Origin of the sequence: Veillonella parvula (genome assembly GCF_032577575.1) — a bacterium.
Taxonomy (GTDB): domain Bacteria; phylum Bacillota; class Negativicutes; order Veillonellales; family Veillonellaceae; genus Veillonella.
This window is the reverse complement of the sequence record NZ_JAWFVO010000003.1, coordinates 231,910-256,093: the sequence shown is the minus strand read 5'-3', so window position 1 is coordinate 256,093 and position 24,184 is coordinate 231,910. Positions and strand designations below refer to the sequence as shown.

The window sequence follows — 24,184 nt, the reverse complement described above, 5'->3', positions numbered from 1 at the left end:
AACTACATACCAATAATTGAACTCTTTACACATACACGCTACAATAATAGAAACAAAATACGGATAGCCAAATGCCAATTTATATTCCTTATACACCCATTTAGGAGGGCTTATGGCAAATACTGAGACAACAATCAACGCCGTTATAAATCCAGAAAATAACGAAACGCCTATAGACATAGAGAAAACGATTAAAGCCTTGGAGCGAAATAAATTTGTAGTTCATTATTTTGAAACAGGCGCAGAAGCTATTTCCTATTTAAAAGGTCGTATTCAAAATAAACGTGTAGCCATCGGTGATTCTCACACCTTATTGGAGCTCAAGGTTCATGATGTCTTAGCCCAGGTCAACGATGATATAACAGATATTCAACGTCCCCTTCCTGGTGAAAGCTTCCGCGACACCGCATTGCGCACCATGGGACGTGATGTATTTCTCACCTCTGTAAATGCTCTTGCTCAAACGGGGGAAATGGTCAATATTGATGGTACGGGTAATCGTGTTGCCGCCTCACTCTTTGGCTCTCAAGAGGTATTTTTTGTGCTAGGCATCAACAAAATCACACCAGATTTAGCTTCCGCCATCTATCGTGCACGGAATGTGGCCGCTCCGCTCAATAGCAAAAAGAACAAAAAGAGCTCTCTCAATCCATGTTCTAGATTAGAAGAAAAATGCTATGACTGTGGTTCTCCAGATCGTATATGCAATGCATTAACGATTTACTATAAAAAGATGCGCAATATGCAAACCATGGAAGTCATCATCATTAATGAATCTTTAGGCTTCTAATAGCTTGAGGTCCATTCAAAAAATCTTGTACACTCATTTCTCCGAGTCCGTATACAACCCGATAAATTGTAGACCACCTCGGATCGATAGAACCACTTTCAAGATCACTAATATAAGATTGGGCTAGACCAGATTTATCTGCTAATTGATACTGGGTCATTCCCAATTGTCTGCGCCAAAGTAAAATCAATACGCCAAGTTTATGAATTTCTTGTCGAACTTGTAAGTCTTGACAACATACGATAGGATTCATGCCAACCTCTATCTACTTTCTCCCTCAACACATACTTATGCCTTTACTATACGGCTAGGCTCAGTCAGTGCCTAGTAGTAGTTGAAATGCAATAACACAAAAGCCTTAACAAAAACTAATGTCTAAATTAGTTTAGTTAAGGCTTTTTACTATGTAGATTACGTTTCGTAGGATTTCATCATTTCGTGGAATTTTAGTATATATAAAAATTATTATCATTAAAAATACAGTGAATAAATCAAAAAATACAGGTATTATCTATATATTACCATTTCTATACAGCATTCATACATTATGCATATACTTGATTTATAAAATCACCTAGTTCTATTAATACTACAAGAAGACTATACGATGTATAGTAAATACGCAATATTGTTAACATACATTGAGAAATAATAAGTCTATTAACAATACAAAAGGACTATACGGTTCAACTGTATAGTCCTTTCTATGTATTTATATAAGATTATTGAGTAATGCTTTCTTGTGCTTTTTTGATTTCCATGTATTTAACCATGCCATCAACAGCTTTTTTAGCTTCACGCATCGCTAATACTACAGTAGCTGGTTTATGTACAACGTCACCGCCTGCAAATACGCCTTTACGGTTAGTCATGCCATAAGGATCTTCTGCAGTAATGATGTAACCTTTTTCGTCTACTTGTAGGTTATTACCTTCCCCAACAAGACGAGCATTTGGTTTATGACCTGCAGCGATAATGATTTTATCTACAGGCATTACTTGGAAGTTACCAGTGCCGTGGATACCTGCACCATCTTCGTTAAGTGCCATCACTTCGTATTTAAAGCCTTCTACCTTATCTTTACCTTCTACGCCTACTGGAGAAGCGAACCATTGGAATTGAACACCTTCAGCGCGCGCTTCTTCGTATTCAGATAACAAAGCTGGCATTTGCTCTTGGCTACGGCGGTATGCTACAGTTACCGCTTTACAACCTAAACGCACGCATGTACGAGCTGCATCCATCGCTACGTTACCACCACCGATGATAATTACGCGATCGCCTTTTTTAACAGGAATTTGTTCTTCATCAAGCTCGCCATTTTCTACCAATTGTACATTCGTCAACAAATACATTGCTTGGAATACGCCATGCACTTCATCGTTTTCCATGCGCACTTCTTGAGGAATATGCGTACCAGTACCGATAAAGATAGAGTCAAAACCTTCAGCAAAGAGATCATCCAAAGTTTTATCTTGACCGATAAATGTATTGCATACGAATTTAACGCCTAAGCCTTCAAGACGAGCGATTTCACGACGTACAACGGCTTTAGACAAACGGAATTCTGGAATACCGAATAAGAGTACCCCACCTGGTTCAGATTGGCCTTCAAATACAGTTACATCATAACCAAGTTTAGCTATATCACCGGCTACGGACAAGCCTGCAGGGCCGGAACCTACGACAGCAACCTTACCAAGATCTTGTTTGATTTTCTTAGGTTTGCGAAGTTCATTGATGCTTTCAAAATCAGCAGCAAAGCGTTCCAATTTACCGATATTAATAGGCGGTTTTTTCGCCTTATTCATGATACAGTTGCCTTCACATTGATTTTCACGTGGGCATACGCGACCACAGATGGATGGTAAGTTTGTGCGTTCCGCCAAAATATCATTGGCCTCACCAAAGTTACCGCGTGCGATGGCTTGAATGAAACGAGGAATTTCGTTCTCAATAGGACAACCCATTTTACACAATGGTTTCGGACAATTCAGACAACGTTTCGCCTCGGCGAGCGCTTCCTCCATCGTATAATCCGCATCAAAATGTAGTGGTTTTAATTCGTTACTCATGGCACATGCCTCCTAACAAGGATCCAGTACTATACTTACAGCCTTGCATGCACCTAAGCATTCCGATGAGCCCTCTCACATAGGGATGCCGCCACATGCTGCTAACATTTATCTTTTGTAACCATTCGATAGACGTGTGGTCACTGGTCAGACTCACACTATTCTATAGTATATTCTAAAATGTGAAAGTCCCAACAGTCAAGCAAATCTAGCAGGTTTTGTATACGAATATAGCCCCTATACTTGCAAGGATTGCATAGAAAAAGAGATGAGCCACCCCTTTCCATAGTGATGTGTTAAGTTCTAAATTTAGCACTACCTTTACAAAGCAATTATGTAATTAATAACATAATTGTTTTAATATTATATGCAAGATTAAACTATATTAATGTTAATATTTACATATAACTTGATACATATACTGATATAATATGAATAGAGATTTACGACTTTTACACGCTAACCACAGCCAAATCTATTCTGAATTATGACTAATGCGAGGTTCCCCATGAACACAGCAGAGTTTACCGAAAAATACTATATTGACCGCCGAGGATCTCATTCCCGAAAATGGGACGGGCAGCATTTAAAATTTAATCGCACCGACTTATTGCCTCTATGGGTAGCAGATATGGATTTTATGCCGCCTCGGTGCATACAAGAGGCTATTTGTACCTATGTGAAAGCCAATACTTTAGGCTATACCATGACAAATCCCAATTACCTAAAGGCTGTCATTAGTTGGTACAAACGTCATCATAACTGCACAATCGTTAGCGACTGGCTTACTAGTGCCCCCAATGTTATTACAGCCATCATGTGGTGCATAGCAGCTTTCACAAAAACAAATGATGCCATCGCAGTGTTAAGCCCTGTGTATGGCGCATTCGACAGTAGCACCAGCGATGCGAAGCGGCAAATCATCGCCGTTCCAATGACGCGCAACGAAGATAATCGCTATGCCGTTGATTATGAAGCCTTTGAGGCCGCTATCATTAAACACGATGTAAAATTGTTTATTCACTGTAATCCACACAATCCAGTAGGCCACGTATGGACTGCAGAAGAAATGGATCGACTATTTAGTATCTGCCAGCAACATAAGGTCCTTATCATTAGTGATGAAATCCATCAGGACCTCATCACGGGACTTACACCATTTACATCTGCATTAACTGTGTCTAAAGGAGCGTATACAGACAGGCTCATCGCCATGTCCTCGTTGTCAAAATCGTTCAATATAGCTAGCCTGCACCACGCAGAGGTCATTATCCCTGACGAAGAACTGCGGAATCATTACAACGCCTTTAAAGCCCTTGTATACCATACAGATTCGGACGTTCTTGCCGAGGCAGCCATCACAGCTGCCTACACGCATCCAGAAGCAGAAGCATGGCTAACGGACCTACTCAATGTAGTGAAAGAAAACTATGATTATATGTGCAATAAACTACTTGCCAACTTGCCTGAACTTCGCATTAGCCCTATGGACGGCACCTATTTGGCTTGGATCGATTTTAGCGCTTATCTTAAACCAGAGGAAATGCATGATTTCTTTGAAAATAAATGCGGTATTGCACCAAGCTTTGGTGAATGGTTTGGTGGTGAAAGCTACGCAACCTTTGTGCGCTTGAACTTGGCCACAAGCCTTGAGAACATCAAAATTGCTACGGATGCTATCCTACAAAATATTTAAATATTTCAAACCTAAAATAATAGTTAACTTTCAATATCACTATATAATCAAAAGAGGCAGTCACAGCTGTTTATAAAACGTCTGTGACTGCCTCTTATTATATTTAAACCTACTTTTAGCTAATCATACGTTACTATTACCGACATCTAAAGCCTTTATTAGGAGTATTAAAGCAATTATTTATCAGGAGTATTTGAAATAATCGATTATTCGGAACGTTTGAAAAGCCTTTTAGCAGGGATATTTAAATAGCTTTTACTAAGAATGTTAAAAATCGTTTTTTACTAAGAATGTTTAAAATGGCCTTTTAGTAAAGATATTTAAAATAAAATTTACTAAGAACGTTTGAAATGGTCTTTTGCAAATTGCATGTCTTGCACTAACTCTAATGTACCAAGGTAATTATTGTTTTGGTCGCGCACCGCCATATAGTTTACATAGAATGGACGACCTACCTTTTCAAGCCATACCGCCACATTATCGCGTTCCCCTTTGCGGAAGGATTCAATAATACCGCGTACGATAGGCTCTATCTTTGGAGGATGGCAAGAGTATACATCGCGACCGATAGCTGTAGTAGGGCGTTTAAAGACCTTTTCACCATCGTTGAAGTAACGGTTAATGTCTTCGTGGTCAACGAAGGTTACTTCCATTGGCATTGTATTAAGCATGGCATTTAATTGATCCACAGTTAAGCTACCACCTATTAGAGCAATAGTATTATCATCGCCACTTGCTTTTGTTATTTGTGTAGCTAATGCGGCTTCAGCCTCTGTCCAAATAGTGCGTTTTACCCCAAGGATTTCTTCATACTGCGCTGTATCTTTGTAAATTTGATACCACTCTTCAGTACTAAAGTTCTCTGCACAGATTGGGAACAAAATATTTTGCTCTTTGTAGATCATCTCTTGAGCACGTGTGAGAAGACCATCAAACTCTTCGTACCAAGCATCATCAATAGACTTAGCACGAGCTAGACGACCAAAGCCATCGCGAATATCGTCATCAACAGTCCACATAACCATGGATGGACCAGAAATATCATAGGCTACTTTCAAATGAGGATATAAAAGGTCTCCCTTCTTAGCGTAGTGAATAGACACTTGGCGCACTTCGTTCACATCATCTACCGTAGCAGTCTTATCGGCCACCTTAACCTTTGTAGCTTCAATCAATGCATCGAGAGCCTTGTTTTCTTCTGTTAATCGATTGAGTGGATGACCTACTGTTTCGACTAGCGTTACTACGCTTTGACTTTTTTCTTGTGCTTCTAGTACAGCCTCAACCTTAGCGTGTTCAGACTCCATTTGTTCATGGATAGTGGAGCCGTGGAACAAGGCAGAGTGAAGGTCACATAATTGTTGAACCTCTGCTAGTGGTGTGCCTTCACGCATAAGGCCTTGTTCAGCTTTCATGATTTCACTAGCCTCAACATGGGCGAATTGACTAGCAAAGTCTTCACGAACCGCACCAAGGTCTTCACCTGTGCCTAAACGTTTCAAGAAGCCTTTGAGCTGCTCTACTCGTTCGCTATCTTGAACTGTATCTTCAGCCTTAGTTTCGGAATCTTCATCAGTATTAGCTGTCGCTGTAGTAGATACTGGTTCACTGTTTTCTACTGCATTTGCTACAACTGTACTAGATGCTACGTTAGCAGATGTATCCGTAACATTAGACTTTGTAGCCGTTGCAGTAGGCGCTACGCCAGGATGACCCGCAGTTTCCGCATCATCACCAGATAGATTTGGCATTTCACCTTCTAAGGTAAAGCCAGCTTTCATGAAAGCGCCCACGATATCGATCATGGATACGCCTTTCATCTTAGCCCCTTTCGGGATGGTCATGATTTTACCAACAGAGTTCAACATCACCTTGTTTGTGATTTCGCTGAACCCTAATTCTTTCATAATATCTGCTACTTCAGGATATTCTTTTACCAAATCATATACAGATTTGGATAGATCTAATTTCTTTTCCATTTTGAGCCCCTCATGTCAAAATCTTTATAAAATACTTACTAATATTAATGAGCCCCTATACGTAAAAATCTCGCATATAAGACTATCTATTTACTGTAAAAGGTCTATATATAATGACCTATGAATCTATGATAAACGATATCGATTAGAAAATCTGTATCCGTGGCAATACTTTTGAAAGTAATTCAAAAATTTTCAAAATGTCATGTAACGCTTTACCAATAGTAACTCTTTACCAATAAAATAAATTATACGCTTATACGCTCGAAAACAGTAAAAAAAGATAAAAATAACGGATAGATGATTATCCATCCCACCTCATACATGAAGGGAGACACATCAACTATCCGTTATATATTTAAATTACTTGTCTATTACTGTTACTGTTACTGTTTCTGTTTCTGTTTCTGTTTCTGTTTCTGTTTCTGTTTCTGTTTCTGTTTCTGTTTCTGTTTCTGTTTCTGTTTCTAACAAGTGTACCACTTAATCATGATGTGGTTTCAATGCTTTTTCGTAGTTTTCAGAAACTTTGTCCCAATTAATAACTCGGAAGAATTCCTTGATATAGTCTGGGCGACGGTTTTGGTAGTGCAAATAGTATGCATGTTCCCAAACATCTAAGCATAGAATTGCTTTTTTACCTTCCAATAAAGGATTATCTTGGTTCGCAGAGGATGTCACTTCTAGCTTGCCATCTTTGTTAACTACAAGCCAAGCCCAACCAGAGCCAAAACGTGTAGCTGCCGCAGTAGAGAAGCTTTCAACAAAAGCATCGTAGCCACCAAGTTCAGCATCGATAGCCTCTTTCAAAGGACCTTGCAATTTAGAAGTATCTGGTTTTGTCATGATGTCCCAGAACATGGTGTGGTTCTTGTGACCGCCACCATTGTTGATAACTGCTTGACGGATATCTTCAGGCACATTAGCAATATCGCCGAGAATACAGTCTACACAACCATACGGAAGATCAGGGTATTTCGCGATAGCAGCGTTCAAATTATTAACATAGGCTTGATGATGCTTGTCATGATGCAATTTCATTGTTTCAGCATCGATAACAGGCTCAAGGTAATCATAAGCATACGGTAATGGTGCCAGTTCGAAAGGTTTCATAGTAGTCCTCCTTAAATTTAGGGCATAGAACAATGCTAACTATTTCGTATCATCGTTCTTGTGAAAGCGATTCGATGCACCTGCATCGGTAATATAGAATCAATCTACTAGCATAGCATATATACTTCAAGAAGAGACTGATTATCCTAACGTAACCAGAAGTTAGGATATAATCTTTTAGCTAACAAATTGATATGAATTATCATTCTTTATCTAATTGTACACATTATATAGAAAAACGTCAATATAAAAGACGAACATAAAAAGGCCATAGGAACTCCTACAGCCTTTAATTAGTTAATTGTTATGTGACTTTTGATCAGCAAAAACACATAGTTTTATATAAATTTAATCTACAAATTAGTCAATAATGCACTGACACATTCTCATCGTTGTTAATGCCGCTTGATGGGACTCCTCTGTTACGCCAGCACAGCAATTCGAATCAATATGAATAGGAATCTCTGGCAAGCCTGCTTTCAACAAGATTGCATTGGAAACAACACAAATATCCGTGCATAAGCCGATGAGAGTAATAGACTCGATAGGATTAACGGTATTCATCCCCTCTAGTCGATTCACCAATTCAAAAGATGCGAAATTGGGTTTATCCACAAAGGATACGGGGCTCATAATTTTACGGTTCTCCGCCGCCTCGATCAAGCCGTCTACAATATGCCATCCCTCGGTATTTTTCACGCAATGTGGCACTGGTAAAAGCTTCCCTTCTTGACGCTCCAAGTAATCCCTATCATGTGTATCGCGAGTAAAGATAATAGGACCATCAAAGCTTTCAATTTTCTTACGCACATTATCTACGATTAACTGTGCTTGCGATGAGCCAAGTGCACCATCGACAAAATCATTTTGCATATCGATTACTACCAGAACCTTTTGCATAGCTCCTCCTGTATATAGCTACAAAATAAAGTATTTATTTCCAATCAATATTAGTTATACTCTTTATTCTTTATAACATCAATAGTATCTACCAACTCTATAAATTGTTATCAAGTTTTTATCAAAGTATTATCAATGAGTCATCGAAGCCCACCTCATACTTTACAGATAAGTAGATATATGACGGACTTCTATTCTTCTGCTATAGCATGTCGTACCCGATTTGGCTCATTATGTGCTAGTTTCCCTGCCGCTGCTGCCGCTACGGCACCTACCAAATCATCGAGAAATGTATTACAATGCCCGCCCTCTTCACTATCTAATTTTTTGATGATACCTGGCTTCACCTTGTCTAAATATCCATAATTTGTAAAGCCAATGGATCCATACAAATTAACGATGGAAAAGGCTAAAATTTCATCAATACCATATAGGCTTTCATCATTGGCCACTATGCGTTGTAATGGTTGAGATAATTTATTTTGCTCTGTCAACTTATCCAGCTCTATGCCCGTAATAATTGCATTATGTACCTCCCGTTTAGATAGTACAGAAGCCACGCTATTGCTACACTCTTCAAGTTTTAAATTCGGCATATATGGTTTTTGTACGTAAAAAACGAGTTCTGCAATGTCCTCTAATGTGACTCCCCGTTCAGCGAGAAGCTCGTAAGTATATCTCTCTAAGTCTTTTGTATCCTCCATAAGTCCTCCTTTATCATTTCTTTAGATTATTATCAGATAACATGACAATACTAACGGGAATCGTTACAACGAGCGCTTCATCAGTATCAACACGTTTAGTATCCCAAGCCGCTTCTTTAGCAGCTTCCTCAAAGATAGGGTACGCTTCACGATCTAGTTTCCAATTATTAGGACCCGCTTCAACAGCCACAATATTGCCCTCATCGTCCGTCTTAATCTCTATAGGAATGATTAATGTTCCATCTGCACTCGTTTCAAAAGCCTCTGGTGGAATGATCACATTATAAGAAATCTGTTGTTGCAATTCATAATTACGCTTGTCCGCAGGCTTTACCTCTGCAGCTATAGAACTAATAGGACTCATCGCAGACACTAATAAAGCCAACAATATAACACGGTTAACCATAGTTTCCTCTCATCTAAATACTCTCATACTATATGCATTATAAGTTGATTATACCACGAAAAAATCCCTACCGAATTTTTATCGGTAGGGATTTCTTAGATTAGATTTTCTTAACCATTTCGGATTTCAATGCCATCGCACCGAAGCCATCAATTTTACAATCGATATCGTGACCATCACTTGCATCGGTGAGGAGGCGAATATTTTTTACGCGCGTACCTTGTTTCAATACGCCCGCGCCTTTTACTTTGAGGTCTTTTACAACAACAACTGTATCGCCATCATCAAGCTCGTTGCCATTAGCATCGCGAATGATACCCGCTTCAGCTGCAGCTTGTGCATCAGCCGCTGTCCATTCGTTGCCACACATAGGGCAGATAAACATATGGCCGTCTTCGTATGTGTACTCATCGCCACACTTAGGGCAGTTAGGTAAATTTGCCATTTAGATCTCCTTTTTCACTACATAATGAAAGTATTATACCATATGATAACTATGATTATAAAAGTCTTATAGATGGTTCCATGATGATACATTTAAGCATTCCCAAACACTATTGTAAGCCAAATTCAAAATTCACCATTACAGTTGTCGCTTTCTCAACACCAATATTACCTACATTCCATACTATATTTTAGCAGTCTGAACTAATTCAAAATATACCGTGTCATTAGATAGATGCTGATAAGGATTTAATTCAACAGAAATAACATTTCCTTGAGCATCCGTATTTATAATCAACTGAACTCTATACATTCCATTGCCCATCTTTTTCATGACTTCTGGAGGAATATATACCTGTTCTTGTATTTTACCAAAAAATGAAGAAGGTACACCGTCATATAGTTCTAAATCATCAGCAAATGCATTAATAGGACTCAAAACAACTAATAGTAAAAATAGACATAAAACTCTAATCATAAACTTTCACCAATTACAATACACTATACACAACTCACAACATAATAATTTCTATAAAGGTATCTTCTAACAAAAAAGCCAACTAACGTGAGTTAGGAAAAAAAATAAACCTAACGTTTAAGACTAAGTACGGCAATACTTAGACACGTTAGGTTTATCAAATTCACAATTTCTTTGATGAGCCTAACGCCTAGAACACGTTAATTGGCTCTTTTGTACTTATAGTATAGTCTGAATTCTAAAGACTGTCAATTTACTATCCAAGTCGTTTACGCAATATCGCATAGAGTATTATGCTAATAATAACGCTCATAACAGCTTGAATAGTATTAGTTAAAATACTTGCAATCGCTACGCCTGGGTCGAATACAAAGTATTCGGCGATAAAGTAGCCAGCTACGATAACAATACCGCCTACGATAGTTGCTACCAAGGCAGAGGTAGTTGTCTTATTCTTATAGACAGTACCGACAAGATAGCCTTCAATGCCTTTCACAACGAAGGTGATGGGTACAAAGACTGCATAGCCGAGGAATAAATCAGCTAGCGCCGGGCCGAGAGCACCAATATAGGCGCCATATTTTCGACCTAATAATAGAGCTGACGTCATAATAACGACATCTCCTACATTGAAATAGCCGCGAATGCCAGGTACTGGAATTTTCGTGTACATGGTAAACAATGTTGCGAGGGCAATCAATACGGCTGTGAGTACTAACGCGGACGTAGTACTACGGGTTTGAACGTGTTGCATAGCGTCCTCCTTATAAAAAAATAGACATGTGACTATATCCATCACATGTCTATACTATATACCTTTATAGTAACACCTGCAAATAAAAGAAATTAACAATACTTCCTTAGCAAATTCTATTGTCATTTACTTTCAGAATAAATACTCTTCACTAGACTTTAACTTAATATAGATACCATTTTACTATATAAATTGCTTCAATCTGACGATGATTAAATAGAAAGGAACTAGCCATGAATATTTTAATCATTTACACCTATCCTAATCATCAAAGTTTTAATGACGCTATTCTGAAAGTAGTGCAACAGAATCTTTCAAAAGACCACAATGTGAACACCTTGGATTTATATGAGGAGCAGTTCGATCCTATATTGCGATTTGATGATACGCACAAACGTCGAGATTTAAGCACTGTGCCGGACATGGAAACCTATCGCAATCTGATTACTTGGGCAGACCATATCATCTTTATCTACCCAATTTGGTGGAGCGGTATGCCCGCAATGCTCAAAGGCTTTATTGATCGCGTATTTACAGCAGGCTTTGCCTATTCATACGGCAAAAGAGGCCTTATAGGTCATTTACAAGGGAAATCAGCCTGGATTATCACCACACATAACACTCCCGTCTTTTTGACGCCGTTTATTCAGGACTATGGCAAGGTATTAAAAAATCAGGTTCTGAAATCCTGTGGCATTAAACCTGTTACACATACCCAGTTGACGGGCACAGAAAACAGTTCGGACGAAAAACGCCGGCGTTTCTTAGATAAAATCGCTAAGATCGCCAGCAGTATTTAACATTTCTAGTATACTATGATTTTTTACCAAAGATTACTTGGTTACCAAAATCACAAATAAATTTACATTAGACTGCTTACAGTTTGCGCTAAGTCAAAAACAAACTGTATACGAAAACCTTCCCAATTACATAGATATTACTCTTCAAATCTCTCTTCTACATTGTAGAGAACCTCACAATCACACCCGCCACCTTCGTTAATAATCCAGGCTAGTACACTTTCAACATCTACGCTCTGCTTTTCCAAAAATTCTCTTGTGAAAGTCAAACTATGATCGCAACCATCATTTGTCTCTAATTTCTCATCTACATAGTCAAAGAGATTCCAAAATAGCTCTTCATCCATAGGCAGATTATCTTTAAACGATTGCCTTTGCTCATCAGCATAAGCCTTTAGCAATTCCTTTTTACGCGCTTTGTCCATTATAACCACCTTTTTAACAAATCGAAACTACTGCGTGGCCCTTCGCTTCTAGCACTTTTTTATAGAACACCTTCATCTGCTCGAAGTCATGGAGAAGCTCATCTATGATTTCCTCCTCTTCTTCGTCATAGTCCCAAATATTTGGGTATAATTCAGCCTCTTTACAGGCTTTCATATCGAAAGATTCGAGTGCTTGATCCATATCAAACTGCTCTAGAGCCGCTACGATATCAGCTATTTGAGAATGTTCCGTATAGGCCATATAGTCTGATAAATCCTCTATAGACGTTACACCAAGCACAGCTTGACTAAGTGGATTATCATCTATTCTATGATCAGTACTCACACCAGTAAGCACGAAGTGAAGGACATCCCACATCTTATCGATGTCGAGCAATAACTCGTCCTCATCGCTCCACTCTTCAACGGTTTCAAAAAGATCCTTCTTTGATGAGCCTAACCCTTTGAGTTCTTTTAAGCTTTCATCACTTATACAATTATAATTTGCAATGAGTCCCATACTCTAAAACCTCCCTAGATACTCAGTAATCTAAAACTTACATAGTTACTTAGGAATCTATAATCTCCATAAATGCCGAATAATTCGAAGCCTCCACTGATAGTTAGTTCTCTATCTCTGTCAACAATTCTAGCAACGTAACCTCATATTTGTTATTTTTGTCTAACAATGGCTTACATAATAGAAGCACTTGTAAAGAATAGTAGTAGAAGCTAAAGAACAGATCATCCGGAAATACCTCTTCTTCCTCATATCTAAGAACATCTTCATCTTCATCATATTCTTCAGGCCAAAGATACTCTTCGTTGAGCATATCCTCAAAGTTCGATAATTGATCTACATGTTCTAGCATAAGACCATCTCTAATGCACTCAGCAATAATGATGAATAACTCAGTTAATTCGTCTACTAAATACTTTGCTACCTCATTATGACCTTGTTCTTCAACGGCTTTTTTAAAAATACGTAATAGAAAAATCAACGCAAAGGGCGTAGCATGCCATAAAGTCGATTGATGCTCAATGTTTTGGGCCAGCTCTTCACCTGCCGCATCAATGGCATCAACGTCCTTCATATCCCACAACACCTCAAGATGAGCAGGAAAATCTGTAGCACGGCCGTAAGTTGTGGTCAAACGATGCCAGGGTATATCACTGACTTTCACAGTTTCTATATATGTTTGAGTTGTTGCATTCATCGCATCTACTCCCTTTTTTAGCGCAATAATTATTGGTGAACAATATCTTTCACCAATTCATTAGTATCTATCAGGCGAATTCTACCTCTTCTAGGCTCATCTGTAATCTCGGTGTAGATATCGTCCAATGTGCCTGCCGGTGCTAGTTTCCACAGCTTGCACGGATACAGTTCAACAGCCCCAATGATTTCTAAATGGTCTAGCAATAGGCCTAGATCTTTATGATTAAACCAACAGTCGGTATCGATACCGAAATTTGTATTATCTTTACGACAGGAAATTTGACTATTTAAAAAATCATCCATACTAGGTTTGTGCGCTTGTAAAAGTCTTGTACAGGCCAAATGGTACTCGATTTTCCGCGGTGATTGATCCACGTCAGATACAAAAATAGCTCCATACTCATTTTCAAACTTAACAGCTAATACGTCGCCCACCTTAAAATGAGGTTCTCGCTTTGTTTTAGATTTACGAACCTTTAGAGGCTTTGGATTTTCACTTTGTAGTTGTACGGCTAATGTATCTAACACCTTTTGCCGTTGTTTGAGCGCCTTACTATCAATTTCTAGCCAAAACTCATGAGCGCCCTTCGCGATTATGTCTAATGCTTTCTCTTTGATATCCTGCGGCAGATGACCTATCTTCCACAGCGAATAGGCTACGGCAGTCCAATAAATTTCTGTATAGAATTCGTCAGTACAAAAATTCTGTTCTTCAGCCAGAATTTCTGAAACAATGGTATCAATACTGATACCATCTCTATAGCGCTCAACAATCAAATTATAAATATCATGGCCATCATCACTATCTATGATTTTTACTCCATCAATAGCCATATAATTCTCCTTTTAAACAATACGTCTAGAAAAACAGATTATGTGATTCTGTAACGGTTCCATCATCTTCATGGAAATAACAAATATATAAAGGAGCTCGATGTGCAGCGTCATAGAATTTTTGTAATTCAGCAGCCACATTTGCTTCTAAAGGCATGCCTAGCACCTGAACAACGGTTTCCCATACATCCATTTCTGTATAAGAAGCGATTTGATCATGTCGCTCATTGGCATAGGCTTCGAGAGTAGATATGTCCGTATATTGGCTGGCGTCACAATAATCATGCCAGCAAATGCTATACACCAACAAATGGATTAAATCATCTACACTTTCAGCTATACGACCACATTCCCCCTCGCTACTCATATATCCGATAGAGCCATCCTCTAATTGATGATATTCGCCACCGGCACCATCACGAGCAAAAGCTACTCCGTCCACGGAAAAGGTACATCGCCCCTCTACCTCATCACGTTTTGTAGGTTCATCGAGTAAAAAGAAATCAAATAGAGCATCAAAATTTGCTACCAAGTTAGAATCTTCACACAATAGTTTTAAATAATCCATATTCTTCCCTCTTATTGATTCTCTCATCTCTCTATTTCATCTATTATTTTCTCGTAATTCTAATAATGCAGAAACTTCATCCATGTCGAGATTAAACATATTACTTTCAAGATCAATTGGCTCAAAATAGTAGCGAACCGTATCCGCCCCAAATTCATCGTCTAATTTGGACCATTCTGTCCCTGAAAGCACGGTAAATCCGAGCGTATCGTTTCCAAGGCTTTCAGCAAGCCAGCGTACCTCATAATCAGGTTTAACGAAGTCGTTGAAATATTTGATGGTAACGTCCCGATCTTTCTCATCACCGTAAGGAATTAAGAGTTCTTTATCGCCTTTTTGTAGCATAATATCGTCACCATAGGGCTTGCCATTACTAACGGTTTGAATATCGATAGGCTCATCTATCATATCATTGAAATAACGCACCACATCTTCGTCATCCTCGCGCCAATCAATCCAGATGATAGCTTCGGAATCAAATAAATCATCTAAATCCATATCATGACTGAAGAAATCTTTGACTAATGTATACATATCTTCCATAGTCTCTCTCCTGCATATCACTTATATCTTTAGGTAGAATACAACACCAGTATCACCACTTTAAAACAACTCTATAAGGTTTCATAAATCATATCTTGTTGAGCCGTAAAGTTTTCATCAAAAGGAACCAAAACATATAGATGTCCTGCTGGGGATTCTCCCACATCATAGCCTAGTGCAAATGCATCGTAACAACCTGATTTATCCAGCATTATATCCGTTAGCGTTAGTACAACAGACTCTTCTTGCGGTATTCCCTTTTGTATGAGCCCCTTCGCCAGTTGGTCTAATTCATCTAATTGGACATATAATTGCTCCCATATTGATAGTGAAAGTACATCATCCTCAGTATAACCGGTACAACTAATATTAAGTTTTTTAAAGGCTTGTCCTACAGTCTCTAAACGATTAGTGCCCAATCGGCAAGATACAAAGTAAACACCATAAGGTTCTTCAAACCAGCTTTCAACATTCCATAATGTCATTAATTCCGATTTTCTCATTAGGACTCTCCATTAATTGATTATCCTGCAATATCTGCATCAACAGGGTTCCCATCCGCATCAATATGAGCCATGATACAGTGCCCCCAGAAAATATCATCATCGTCATAATAGACCTCTATGGAGCCATCGTTACGAAACGCCAATTCACCCATCGTAATACGCTTAGCAAATACGTCTGACGTAATCGGATCTTGATCGTCATTATCGAGCCAATCATTAGCAAGGTCTAGCAATTTTTCACTAATATATGTACTAATTCGTTGTTCAAATGCTTTGAAGTTATTGATTTTATTGAAAGCAGCCAATGCTACGGTACAGCTTTCATTAGAGCCCTCATCCACATCAAGGGTGAATGCATAATCATCAATTCTCGCTGTGTAATATTGATACTCTCGATTTAACAGGAAATCGCCCTTGTCGGTATGAAGGTATTTAGGGCTTTTCAAATAAGCCGACAAAGCCTCCAACTCGCTATGTTTATCATGTTCCTCTAACACCTCAAGCACATAATAGCGATTATTCCAAGAAGGACGCATATAACCCAAGTCCTCTATAGGTTTTGCTTTCTTAACCAATAATTTGTAAACGCCATGGGGCTCAAAACTATACCCCCAACCATTATCAAAACCTTCAATAATCCACGTCAAAATGCCTTCGCTACGGTCAAGCACGCCAGTTCGAGTATCTAAGATAGCATCGGTAGACACTAGTGGTCTATGGTACTTCTCTAAATAAGGACTAGCCCCATTTACATCACTGCGCGGCAATGCATAGATTTCAAACTCTTCCGATTCAAACTCTGCTTCATATTCTGGTAAACGTACAATACTCATATGACTCTCTCCTATTCATCACAAGCGTTCAGCTACATCGATTCTATGTAATAGTTCTTTTCCTAGTTCTTTGGCTGTTTTGAATTCCTCATTTGAAAGCACCATAAGTACAAAGCTATCGGTTCCGATGTCCATGCCTGCTAACGTATAGTTTTCCCATTTAGAATTAAGATCAGCACACCAGTCCATAATAACTTGATCTTCATCTAATGCTGATAGGTCAATAATTAGATCTTCGCCGGTATCTAAAGACTTGTTACGTATTAATTTCTGTACATAATAAATAAAATCCTCTAATTCACATTTACAGCTTAGCTCTACAGCATATCCTTTAGCTACTAGTTTCTCATAGAAATTCCACCAACTATCTTCTAATTCTTCCATGGAGCGCAACTTAGCCTTGGTCATAAACGATTTAGCTTGTTTAGCATCGCCTAGCAACAACGTTGCTAACTCTGTAAATATAGGTCGCATCTGATTGATATCTAGATACGCTGCTTCTACACCCAAACTACAATCAGGTACTCTGCGTTTTTTCACAAAGGCCCGCATCATCTTCACTGCATCAGGATAACTTACATCAGCCATACGATACGTCTTACCATCTATGTCTAAGAATATATCGACTGCATCTGGTGTTTTTCCTACACGCGCTTTCATCGCAGTGCAACCATCGATGGCATGAGGTGGATACAATTCTATATACATGAAAAATCCATCATGCATAGCCTTTAGAGTATTATCTATTCCTACTATATTAAAACCATTTCGATTATAATCAGGGCACTTCAAACGCCATTCTTCGTAATCATCAAACAGTTTTTCTTGAATCCAATTGTAAAAGCTCATATACACTCTCCCCTATACACTGTTGCTTACATATAATGTCTAACTGAATATGTAACTAAATATGTAACTGAATATATATCTTAATTATATCATTATTAAGGAATACTTATCATAAAACTTATGTTTAATTAGCATATGAATAATTTTTGATAAAAGCAGGTTTTCAAACCTATTCTGCTCTATAGAAACGGTGTTTTAAATTTCAAAACTTAAAAAGAGCCAAGAATTAAATCTTGGCTCCTAAAAAGGCATAATACTAAAAAACATATGCTCATTAATTATTTTTTTGGTGCGCCTAACCGGAATCGAACCAGTGACACGCAGTTTAGGAAACTGCTGCTCTATCCTACTGAGCTATAGACGCATGTATACTTTATTATATCGTTTTTAATAAAGTATACGCAAGGCGTCCTTATTGTTGTAGGTATTGGTTATTTACTTGTTTTTGTTCTTCTGGGCTGAGGTTTTGGTAGCCTTTAGCTAATGCACTTACCCAAGATCCGTAAGCAGGGTTTGGGAATACCACAAAGGTAGTACCAAAGTCTTCTTTATGAGCATCGATGATGCTATTTCTTTCAGCTAGTGTCTTACCTTTTGTGCCGATTGGGAAATCACCGGCGTTATCGCCCATATATACAATGACATAATATTTTTTAGCAATCATATCAAAGCGAGGTTGTTTGTCAGAGTCTTTTTCGAATAGTAGTACATGGTCTTTATCAACAGATGGAAAGCCTAATTCTTTAAAGTTCTGTATCGTTACATCAAGGTTTACTGGGGCGTAACGGTTTGATACGTAGAAAATTTCTACCCCTTGTTTATGTACTTCATTTAGGAATTCAACAGCGCCAGGCATGGCTTGCGATTTGCCTTGATACACGGCTTGACGCCACCAAGGAGCATCAAAACGGCCATTACCATTTACAATGCTTTCACCCATCAACTTGGTATTATCCACTACGGTTTCGTCCGCATCAAGAACGATAGCTAAAGGTTTTCTTTGATGAGATGGATCAGTAACGGCCATCTTAACGGCATTCATTGCCACATTATACCCTTGATACGCCAACGCTCTGTACTCTGCAGAGGTACGCATCCATAGCAAGCCCATCGTTTCAGTTTCGGCTTGGTACTGTTGCTTTTGATTGAGGGCTTCCTGTGCCGCTACATCATTAGCTACTACATTATTAGTTACTGTATTATTTGTTGTAGCACTAACTCCATCATTCTTAACTGCTGTAACAGTAACAGGCTGAGCTGGTTGAGCCTGCGTTACAACAGCAGCAGAAACAGGGCTATTTGTTTTTACCTTAGTCGGAGAATCCGCTTGTACCACAGGCCCCATACAAAGGCTTCCTCCAATACAAGCCACCGCCACATACCATGCCAAACTACTAGATTTCATAACTGCCTCCTATTCACATGTAACATTTCGTGTAAATTCAACACATCATATAATTCTACATAGTTATACTAAAATCCTTTTAAAATTTGTATATTTTTAACACAGCAAAAGAGCCCTTGCTACACATCATTGATGACTCTTAATTTAGATGTGCTTAGCAAAGGCCCTTTAAAGGATTTTATTTGTTTTTGTTTATAAGATAATTGGTGTCAGTGTATAAAAATTTTGTGTGAATTTAGATTTTTTATAGATTTGTTTTTATATAAGTGTAAGAGAGTTATTAGTTAAGAAAGTTCTTTTCAATCGTTAGTATTATTTAGATAAACTATTTTAATGTTGCTTAAATAATATCTTTAGTCTTATTTCACATCACTAAAATCAATGTCCATGCCCAATGCTTTGGCAACGCCTTCACCATAAGCTGGATCACATTGGTAGCAATGTTTTGCATGACGTTCTTTGATGAAATCAGGTACACCATTCATAGCCGCTGCCGTATTGTCAAACAAGGCTTGTTGTTGTTCAGGGCTCATGAGGCGGAACAATTTACCTGGTTGTGTAAAGAAGTCAGAGTCGTCTTCATAGAAGTCATATTGGTAGGCTGCACCAGATACGTCGAGAGGAGGATTTTTGAATTCCGGTTGTTCAGCCCATTCACCAAAGCTATTTGGTGCGTAGCCAATTGTAGACCCATGGTTTCCATCTATACGTCCTTGACCATCGCGATGATAGATATTTACAGGACATTTAGCGGCATTAACAGGGATTTGATAATAATTTGCCCCTAGACGATAGCGTTGCGCATCCGCATAGGAGAACAAACGACCTTGTAGCATTCTGTCAGGAGAGAAAGAGATACCAGGAACGATAGTTGTTGGTGCAAATGCAGCTTGTTCTACATCTTGGAAATAATTTTCTGGGTTGCGGTTAAGTTCCATCACACCAACTTCGATTAATGGGAATTCGTCATGATACCATACTTTTGTTAAATCGAATGGATTGTATGGCATATTGTTAGCTTGTTCTTCGGTCATCACTTGGATGCATAATTTCCATTTAGGGAAATCGCCTCTTTCAATAGCCTCAAAGAGGTCACGTTGATGACTTTCACGGTCACTAGCTACCACATTAGCCGCCTCAGCGTCAGAAAGATTTTCAATCGGTTGTTGGCAAACCCAATGGAATTTAACCCATACGCGCTCATCGTTTTCGTTAATAAGACTGTATGTATGACTGCCAAAACCATGCATTGTGCGGTAGGATTTAGGAATACCACGGTCACTCATGACGATTGTTACTTGGTGGATCGCCTCTGGCAAGCTAGTCCAGAAATCCCAGTTTGCTGTCGCATCGCGAAGATTTGTTTTCGGATTCCGTTTTACAGCGCGGTTCAAATCAGGGAATTGCAATGGATCGCGGATAAAGAATACAGGTGTATTGTTACCTACGAGGTCCCAGTTTCCTTCTTCCGTATAAAATTTTACGGCAAAGCCACGAATGTCGCGTTCTGCATCGGCCGCACCACGCTCACCGGCAACGGTGGAGAAACGTACGAATAACGGCGTTTGCTTGCCTACTTCAGAGAAAATTTTTGCTTTCGTATATTTTGTAATATCGTTAGTGACTGTGAAAGTACCAAATGCACCGGATCCTTTAGCATGCATGCGGCGTTCAGGAATCACTTCGCGCTCAAAATGCGCTAATTTCTCCATGAGCCAAACATCTTGCATCAATACAGGACCACGTTTACCTGCTGTAGCAGAGTTGCGATTATCTGGTACGGGAGCGCCAAAGGCGGTTGTTAGTTTCTTTTCATTATTCATGTTACAAACTCCTACTTAGAGATCAAAATTAAAGTAATTTACTTTACATAATTTTTAAATCATATATCTCAATTACGATAAAATTATTAATGGATAATTATTATCCATTAATATGTAATTAGAATAGCACAAATTTTTTAACATAACAACCCTAAACCTTTATAAATTTTGTATACACGATATCATTTATAATTTTAAAATGAGAATTTCAATGTTATATATTTAAATTCTGTTAAGATATACCTACAAAAATACGCAAAACAAAAAACACCTTGTTTCTACTAACTTGTAGATCACAAGGTGTTTTCATTCAATTTATGCCGGACGACTCCAATCAACTTGTACGTCGATCGCTTCCCACATACGTGTTAAAGCTAACTTAAGATTATCCAAAGATTCTAATGGTTTTACGGTCAATCGTTCATACGTATCAAGACCTGTAGCATGCTCAATAGCATGTTCATTATTCAAGTAAGCGATTACCTTATCAACCCACTCTTGTTCAGGTAAATCTACGGACACTGTTTTTGTTTCTGTATCATAGGACAAGAAACCATTGCTGTTTACGCCATAATGAATGGCCACACGAAATAAACTCATATCTATACCTCTCTTGCGGTAATTTATTAACACTACACCCATATTGTAACACGAACAATTATATTAGCGAAAGTATTCAATATAATCTTTATAAGTCCTTTTTGATGGTCTTTTTAGGTCCTTCAATAGATGCGTGTGTATCTGCAATTATAGACCGATTAGCCGCTTTAGTCGAGCCTGCATCAACTTTAGTAGATACCCCATCCTCTTGACCAAGCTGTGCATCTACGGCCGCTTTCAACTCTGACCGTTTTCTGCGTATTCCATTGTCTCCGTGAAAGCGCTGCCATAATGCGCCACTCATAACAGCAGTCTCACCAAATTTAGACTCTAACGAATCTAACACACTAGCAAGCTTGTCCTCTGTTTCATCCTGTGGGGAATCAAAGAGACTATCCTGCATAGGAACCTCCTCATCGAGGCCACTCACAGTAAGACCTAATAGTCGTATAGGGCCAGGCGGATCCATACAGGTAATCCCTTTAGAACTACTACATTTAAAATTCGTAGACTTTACCTTTGTAGTGGCCCCTAACGGTTCCGTATCTTTCTTAGACTCTTTAGGCCGCTTACTCGTCTTATCCTGCATCAATTTATTCCACAAGATCAATGCTGTTTCGAAAAATACATGTTCCTGGTCTGATGGTGTATCTAGCCGCTTCTGCCGTGATACGGTGGTAAAATCATCATACCGAACCTTAATAGATACAGTATGTCCATGAAGGTTACGCCTCCGAAGCCGTTTCGATAGACGGTTTGCAAAGTACCTAAATTCTAATTCAATAGCACGGCCATCGGTGAGGTCTTCTTCGTAAGTTTCCTCAGCTCCAATTGATTGTATCTTGCGATCTGTTTCAACAGGTCTATCGTCGATACCATTCGCCAGTTCCCATATGCGCTTTGCCTGATTTCCCACAAGAGGAATTAAAGTACTTTCATCAGGCAAAGACTGAATATGACGTATCAGATGAAAGCCACCAGCTTTCAAAATTTTCTCTGTCCGAGGGCCAACACCCCAAATACGTTTAATAGGCAAAGGAGCTAGCACCTCTTTTTCACGACCGTATGGGATGACCACAAGACCATCTGGCTTATCTAAATCAGAGGCTAATTTAGCAAGAAATTTATTGGGTGCTAAGCCTGCAGAGATAATAAGTCCTGTTTTCTCGAATACACGATCTTTAATGGCTTGTCCTAGTGCTTTAGGACCACTATACATGGTAGACATGCCGCTCACTTCAAGAAAGGCTTCATCAATAGATAAAGGCTCAATATAAGGGGTGAATTCTTTCATGATGGAAAAAATTTGGTTCGACACTTCTTTATATCGATCCATCCGAGGATATACATAGATGCCATCAGGACAGAGTTTCTTAGCCCTCGAGATTGGCATCGCAGAGTGAACACCAAATTTTCGAGCCTCATAGGAACAGGTAGCTACAACACCACGTGAAGAAAGACCACCCACGATTACGGGGTGGCCTTTATACTCTGGATGATCCAGTTGTTCTATGGACGCGAAGAATGCATCCATATCAACATGCATAATCCAACGTCTCATTGTTACGCTTCTTTTTCGTGCTCAGAAATGCGGCAGTATTTAATTTGCGCGCAAATGCACTCATCTTTAGTTTTGTATAATTGAGGGAGAATATCTAAAATATCCGCAAATGTAGCTTCATTAATGGAGTAACGCGTCCATAAACCATTACGTTGAGAGTTAACTACACCTGCATCAATTAAGATTTTCATGTGGTAACTCAACGTAGATTGAGACAAATTGAAGCTCGCTAAAATATCGGCTGCACATAATTCATTGCAAGACAACATATCGATGATGTGTAATCTTGTTTCATCGCTTAATGCCTTAAAAATCGTCGCTAAACGTTCGTAAGAAACTTCAACCATATCTTTAACTCCTCAGATCCTTATCAAAAAATATCAATCTACTTCTTGGTACTATTATATACTATTTCTTAATGTAAATCTATTTTTTTCTTTATATTTGTATCTTAATAATTTATTATGAATACAAAAAAATTATAAATAAGTAAATTTCGCCTCATTATAAACTAATTTAAGCACGTAGCTATTTGTATAAAATGAATATTTTAAACAAATTTTTATTTGATAGATTTATTTGGATATACATTTCCCTGTATATATAACAATTACACTCTATTATTTGTTATATATTTCTCGATATGCTCACACTTTAATAACTATATAGCATACTTCGATATACCGCACTACTGTAGCAACCTAAAGGATTAGATATAAGGATCCACGTTTGTATTCTGCATCCATTCAATACAAAAGACCCCTCTGTGAGGGGTCTAATCTGTATAATTCTATAAATCGATTGCATAGCAAAAAATGTTAAAATATATAACACTCTATCAATGCTACCAAATGCAAATTTTCTATTATATCAAATTAG

General features: G+C 38.5%; 27 protein-coding genes and 1 tRNA gene. 3 read left to right on the top strand and 25 right to left on the bottom strand.

Annotated features, from left to right (window positions below; translation table 11 throughout):
• Positions 1-112 precede the first annotated feature (112 nt).
• A complete protein-coding gene (locus E7K77_RS06995; RefSeq protein ID WP_004698255.1) occupies positions 113-790 on the top strand; it encodes a lactate utilization protein in 678 nt (225 codons plus the stop codon).
• Here E7K77_RS06995 and E7K77_RS06990 read toward each other — a convergent pair.
• Complete coding sequence (locus E7K77_RS06990) at positions 768-1,043, bottom strand: helix-turn-helix domain-containing protein (protein ID WP_004698196.1); 276 nt, start codon at positions 1,041-1,043, stop codon at positions 768-770. The genes E7K77_RS06995 and E7K77_RS06990 overlap by 23 nt on opposite strands.
• A 469-nt stretch (positions 1,044-1,512) precedes the next feature.
• On the bottom strand, positions 1,513-2,865 hold the full coding sequence (locus E7K77_RS06985; protein ID WP_195213355.1) for an NAD(P)-dependent oxidoreductase: 1,353 nt from the start codon (positions 2,863-2,865) through the stop codon (positions 1,513-1,515).
• A gap of 508 nt (positions 2,866-3,373) precedes the next feature.
• Here E7K77_RS06985 and E7K77_RS06980 point away from each other — a divergent pair.
• On the top strand, positions 3,374-4,561 hold the full coding sequence (locus E7K77_RS06980) for a MalY/PatB family protein (protein ID WP_325306180.1): 1,188 nt from the start codon (positions 3,374-3,376) through the stop codon (positions 4,559-4,561).
• Between the two features lie 335 nt (positions 4,562-4,896).
• Here E7K77_RS06980 and E7K77_RS06975 read toward each other — a convergent pair whose 3' ends face one another.
• The 8 genes from E7K77_RS06975 to E7K77_RS06940 form a co-directional block, all read right to left on the bottom strand.
• Complete coding sequence (locus E7K77_RS06975) at positions 4,897-6,540, bottom strand: DUF438 domain-containing protein (RefSeq protein WP_008714724.1); 1,644 nt, start codon at positions 6,538-6,540, stop codon at positions 4,897-4,899.
• A gap of 483 nt (positions 6,541-7,023) precedes the next feature.
• Positions 7,024-7,653: a superoxide dismutase gene (locus E7K77_RS06970; protein ID WP_120055033.1), complete on the bottom strand. Its 630-nt coding sequence runs from the start codon at positions 7,651-7,653 to the stop codon at positions 7,024-7,026.
• Positions 7,654-8,013: 360 nt separating this feature from the next.
• Positions 8,014-8,553, bottom strand: coding sequence for a cysteine hydrolase family protein (locus E7K77_RS06965; protein ID WP_077707785.1), 540 nt, complete (start codon positions 8,551-8,553; stop codon positions 8,014-8,016).
• Between the two features lie 191 nt (positions 8,554-8,744).
• A complete protein-coding gene (locus tag E7K77_RS06960) occupies positions 8,745-9,257 on the bottom strand; it encodes a phosphatidylglycerophosphatase A family protein (RefSeq protein ID WP_278606547.1) in 513 nt (170 codons plus the stop codon).
• A gap of 13 nt (positions 9,258-9,270) precedes the next feature.
• Positions 9,271-9,663 (bottom strand): hypothetical protein, encoded by a 393-nt coding sequence (locus tag E7K77_RS06955; protein ID WP_325306182.1) that lies wholly within the window; start codon positions 9,661-9,663, stop codon positions 9,271-9,273.
• A gap of 100 nt (positions 9,664-9,763) precedes the next feature.
• Positions 9,764-10,108, bottom strand: coding sequence for a zinc ribbon domain-containing protein YjdM (locus E7K77_RS06950; RefSeq protein WP_325306183.1), 345 nt, complete (start codon positions 10,106-10,108; stop codon positions 9,764-9,766).
• Between the two features lie 183 nt (positions 10,109-10,291).
• Positions 10,292-10,585 (bottom strand): succinylarginine dihydrolase, encoded by a 294-nt coding sequence (locus tag E7K77_RS06945; RefSeq protein ID WP_325306184.1) that lies wholly within the window; start codon positions 10,583-10,585, stop codon positions 10,292-10,294.
• Between the two features lie 256 nt (positions 10,586-10,841).
• Entirely contained in the window at positions 10,842-11,339 is a 498-nt protein-coding gene (locus E7K77_RS06940; protein ID WP_287521142.1) for an ECF transporter S component, read from the bottom strand.
• A 233-nt stretch (positions 11,340-11,572) separates the two neighbouring features.
• On the opposite strand from E7K77_RS06940, the gene E7K77_RS06935 reads away from it, so the two are divergent.
• Positions 11,573-12,139: an NAD(P)H-dependent oxidoreductase gene (locus E7K77_RS06935; RefSeq protein ID WP_287531298.1), complete on the top strand. Its 567-nt coding sequence runs from the start codon at positions 11,573-11,575 to the stop codon at positions 12,137-12,139.
• A 137-nt stretch (positions 12,140-12,276) separates the two neighbouring features.
• Here the strand turns inward: E7K77_RS06935 and E7K77_RS06930 are convergent, their stop codons facing one another.
• The 15 genes from E7K77_RS06930 to E7K77_RS06860 form a co-directional block, all read right to left on the bottom strand.
• On the bottom strand, positions 12,277-12,564 hold the full coding sequence (locus E7K77_RS06930; RefSeq protein WP_077707788.1) for a DUF2695 domain-containing protein: 288 nt from the start codon (positions 12,562-12,564) through the stop codon (positions 12,277-12,279).
• A 13-nt stretch (positions 12,565-12,577) separates the two neighbouring features.
• Positions 12,578-13,084 (bottom strand): YfbM family protein, encoded by a 507-nt coding sequence (locus E7K77_RS06925; RefSeq protein ID WP_077707789.1) that lies wholly within the window; start codon positions 13,082-13,084, stop codon positions 12,578-12,580.
• A 103-nt stretch (positions 13,085-13,187) separates the two neighbouring features.
• On the bottom strand, positions 13,188-13,781 hold the full coding sequence (locus E7K77_RS06920; protein WP_325306185.1) for a hypothetical protein: 594 nt from the start codon (positions 13,779-13,781) through the stop codon (positions 13,188-13,190).
• Positions 13,782-13,810: 29 nt separating this feature from the next.
• Positions 13,811-14,617 (bottom strand): hypothetical protein, encoded by an 807-nt coding sequence (locus E7K77_RS06915; RefSeq protein ID WP_120055053.1) that lies wholly within the window; start codon positions 14,615-14,617, stop codon positions 13,811-13,813.
• A gap of 25 nt (positions 14,618-14,642) precedes the next feature.
• Positions 14,643-15,185: a hypothetical protein gene (locus tag E7K77_RS06910; protein WP_325306186.1), complete on the bottom strand. Its 543-nt coding sequence runs from the start codon at positions 15,183-15,185 to the stop codon at positions 14,643-14,645.
• 36 nt (positions 15,186-15,221) lie between these two features.
• Positions 15,222-15,728 carry a hypothetical protein gene (locus tag E7K77_RS06905; RefSeq protein WP_325306187.1) on the bottom strand — a complete coding sequence of 169 codons (507 nt, stop codon included), beginning with the start codon at positions 15,726-15,728 and terminating at the stop codon, positions 15,222-15,224.
• Positions 15,729-15,799: 71 nt separating this feature from the next.
• A complete protein-coding gene (locus tag E7K77_RS06900; protein ID WP_325306188.1) occupies positions 15,800-16,231 on the bottom strand; it encodes a hypothetical protein in 432 nt (143 codons plus the stop codon).
• A gap of 20 nt (positions 16,232-16,251) precedes the next feature.
• Positions 16,252-17,067, bottom strand: coding sequence for a DUF2262 domain-containing protein (locus E7K77_RS06895; protein ID WP_004698141.1), 816 nt, complete (start codon positions 17,065-17,067; stop codon positions 16,252-16,254).
• An 18-nt stretch (positions 17,068-17,085) separates the two neighbouring features.
• A complete protein-coding gene (locus tag E7K77_RS06890) occupies positions 17,086-17,916 on the bottom strand; it encodes a DUF6630 family protein (protein ID WP_004698153.1) in 831 nt (276 codons plus the stop codon).
• A gap of 287 nt (positions 17,917-18,203) precedes the next feature.
• Positions 18,204-18,280: transfer RNA gene (locus E7K77_RS06885), tRNA-Arg, on the bottom strand.
• Between the two features lie 48 nt (positions 18,281-18,328).
• Positions 18,329-19,321: a 5'-nucleotidase, lipoprotein e(P4) family gene (locus E7K77_RS06880; RefSeq protein WP_287521326.1), complete on the bottom strand. Its 993-nt coding sequence runs from the start codon at positions 19,319-19,321 to the stop codon at positions 18,329-18,331.
• Between the two features lie 359 nt (positions 19,322-19,680).
• Positions 19,681-21,144 carry a catalase gene (locus E7K77_RS06875; RefSeq protein ID WP_316597990.1) on the bottom strand — a complete coding sequence of 488 codons (1,464 nt, stop codon included), beginning with the start codon at positions 21,142-21,144 and terminating at the stop codon, positions 19,681-19,683.
• Between the two features lie 315 nt (positions 21,145-21,459).
• The gene (locus tag E7K77_RS06870; protein WP_004694573.1) at positions 21,460-21,744 is read right to left on the bottom strand and encodes a hypothetical protein; all 285 of its coding nucleotides are present in this window, start codon (positions 21,742-21,744) and stop codon (positions 21,460-21,462) included.
• An 88-nt stretch (positions 21,745-21,832) separates the two neighbouring features.
• Positions 21,833-23,305 carry a DNA polymerase IV gene (gene dinB / locus E7K77_RS06865; protein WP_287551412.1) on the bottom strand — a complete coding sequence of 491 codons (1,473 nt, stop codon included), beginning with the start codon at positions 23,303-23,305 and terminating at the stop codon, positions 21,833-21,835.
• 2 nt (positions 23,306-23,307) lie between these two features.
• Positions 23,308-23,652, bottom strand: coding sequence for an ArsR/SmtB family transcription factor (locus E7K77_RS06860; protein WP_004694570.1), 345 nt, complete (start codon positions 23,650-23,652; stop codon positions 23,308-23,310).
• Between the last annotated feature and the right edge of the window lie 532 nt (positions 23,653-24,184).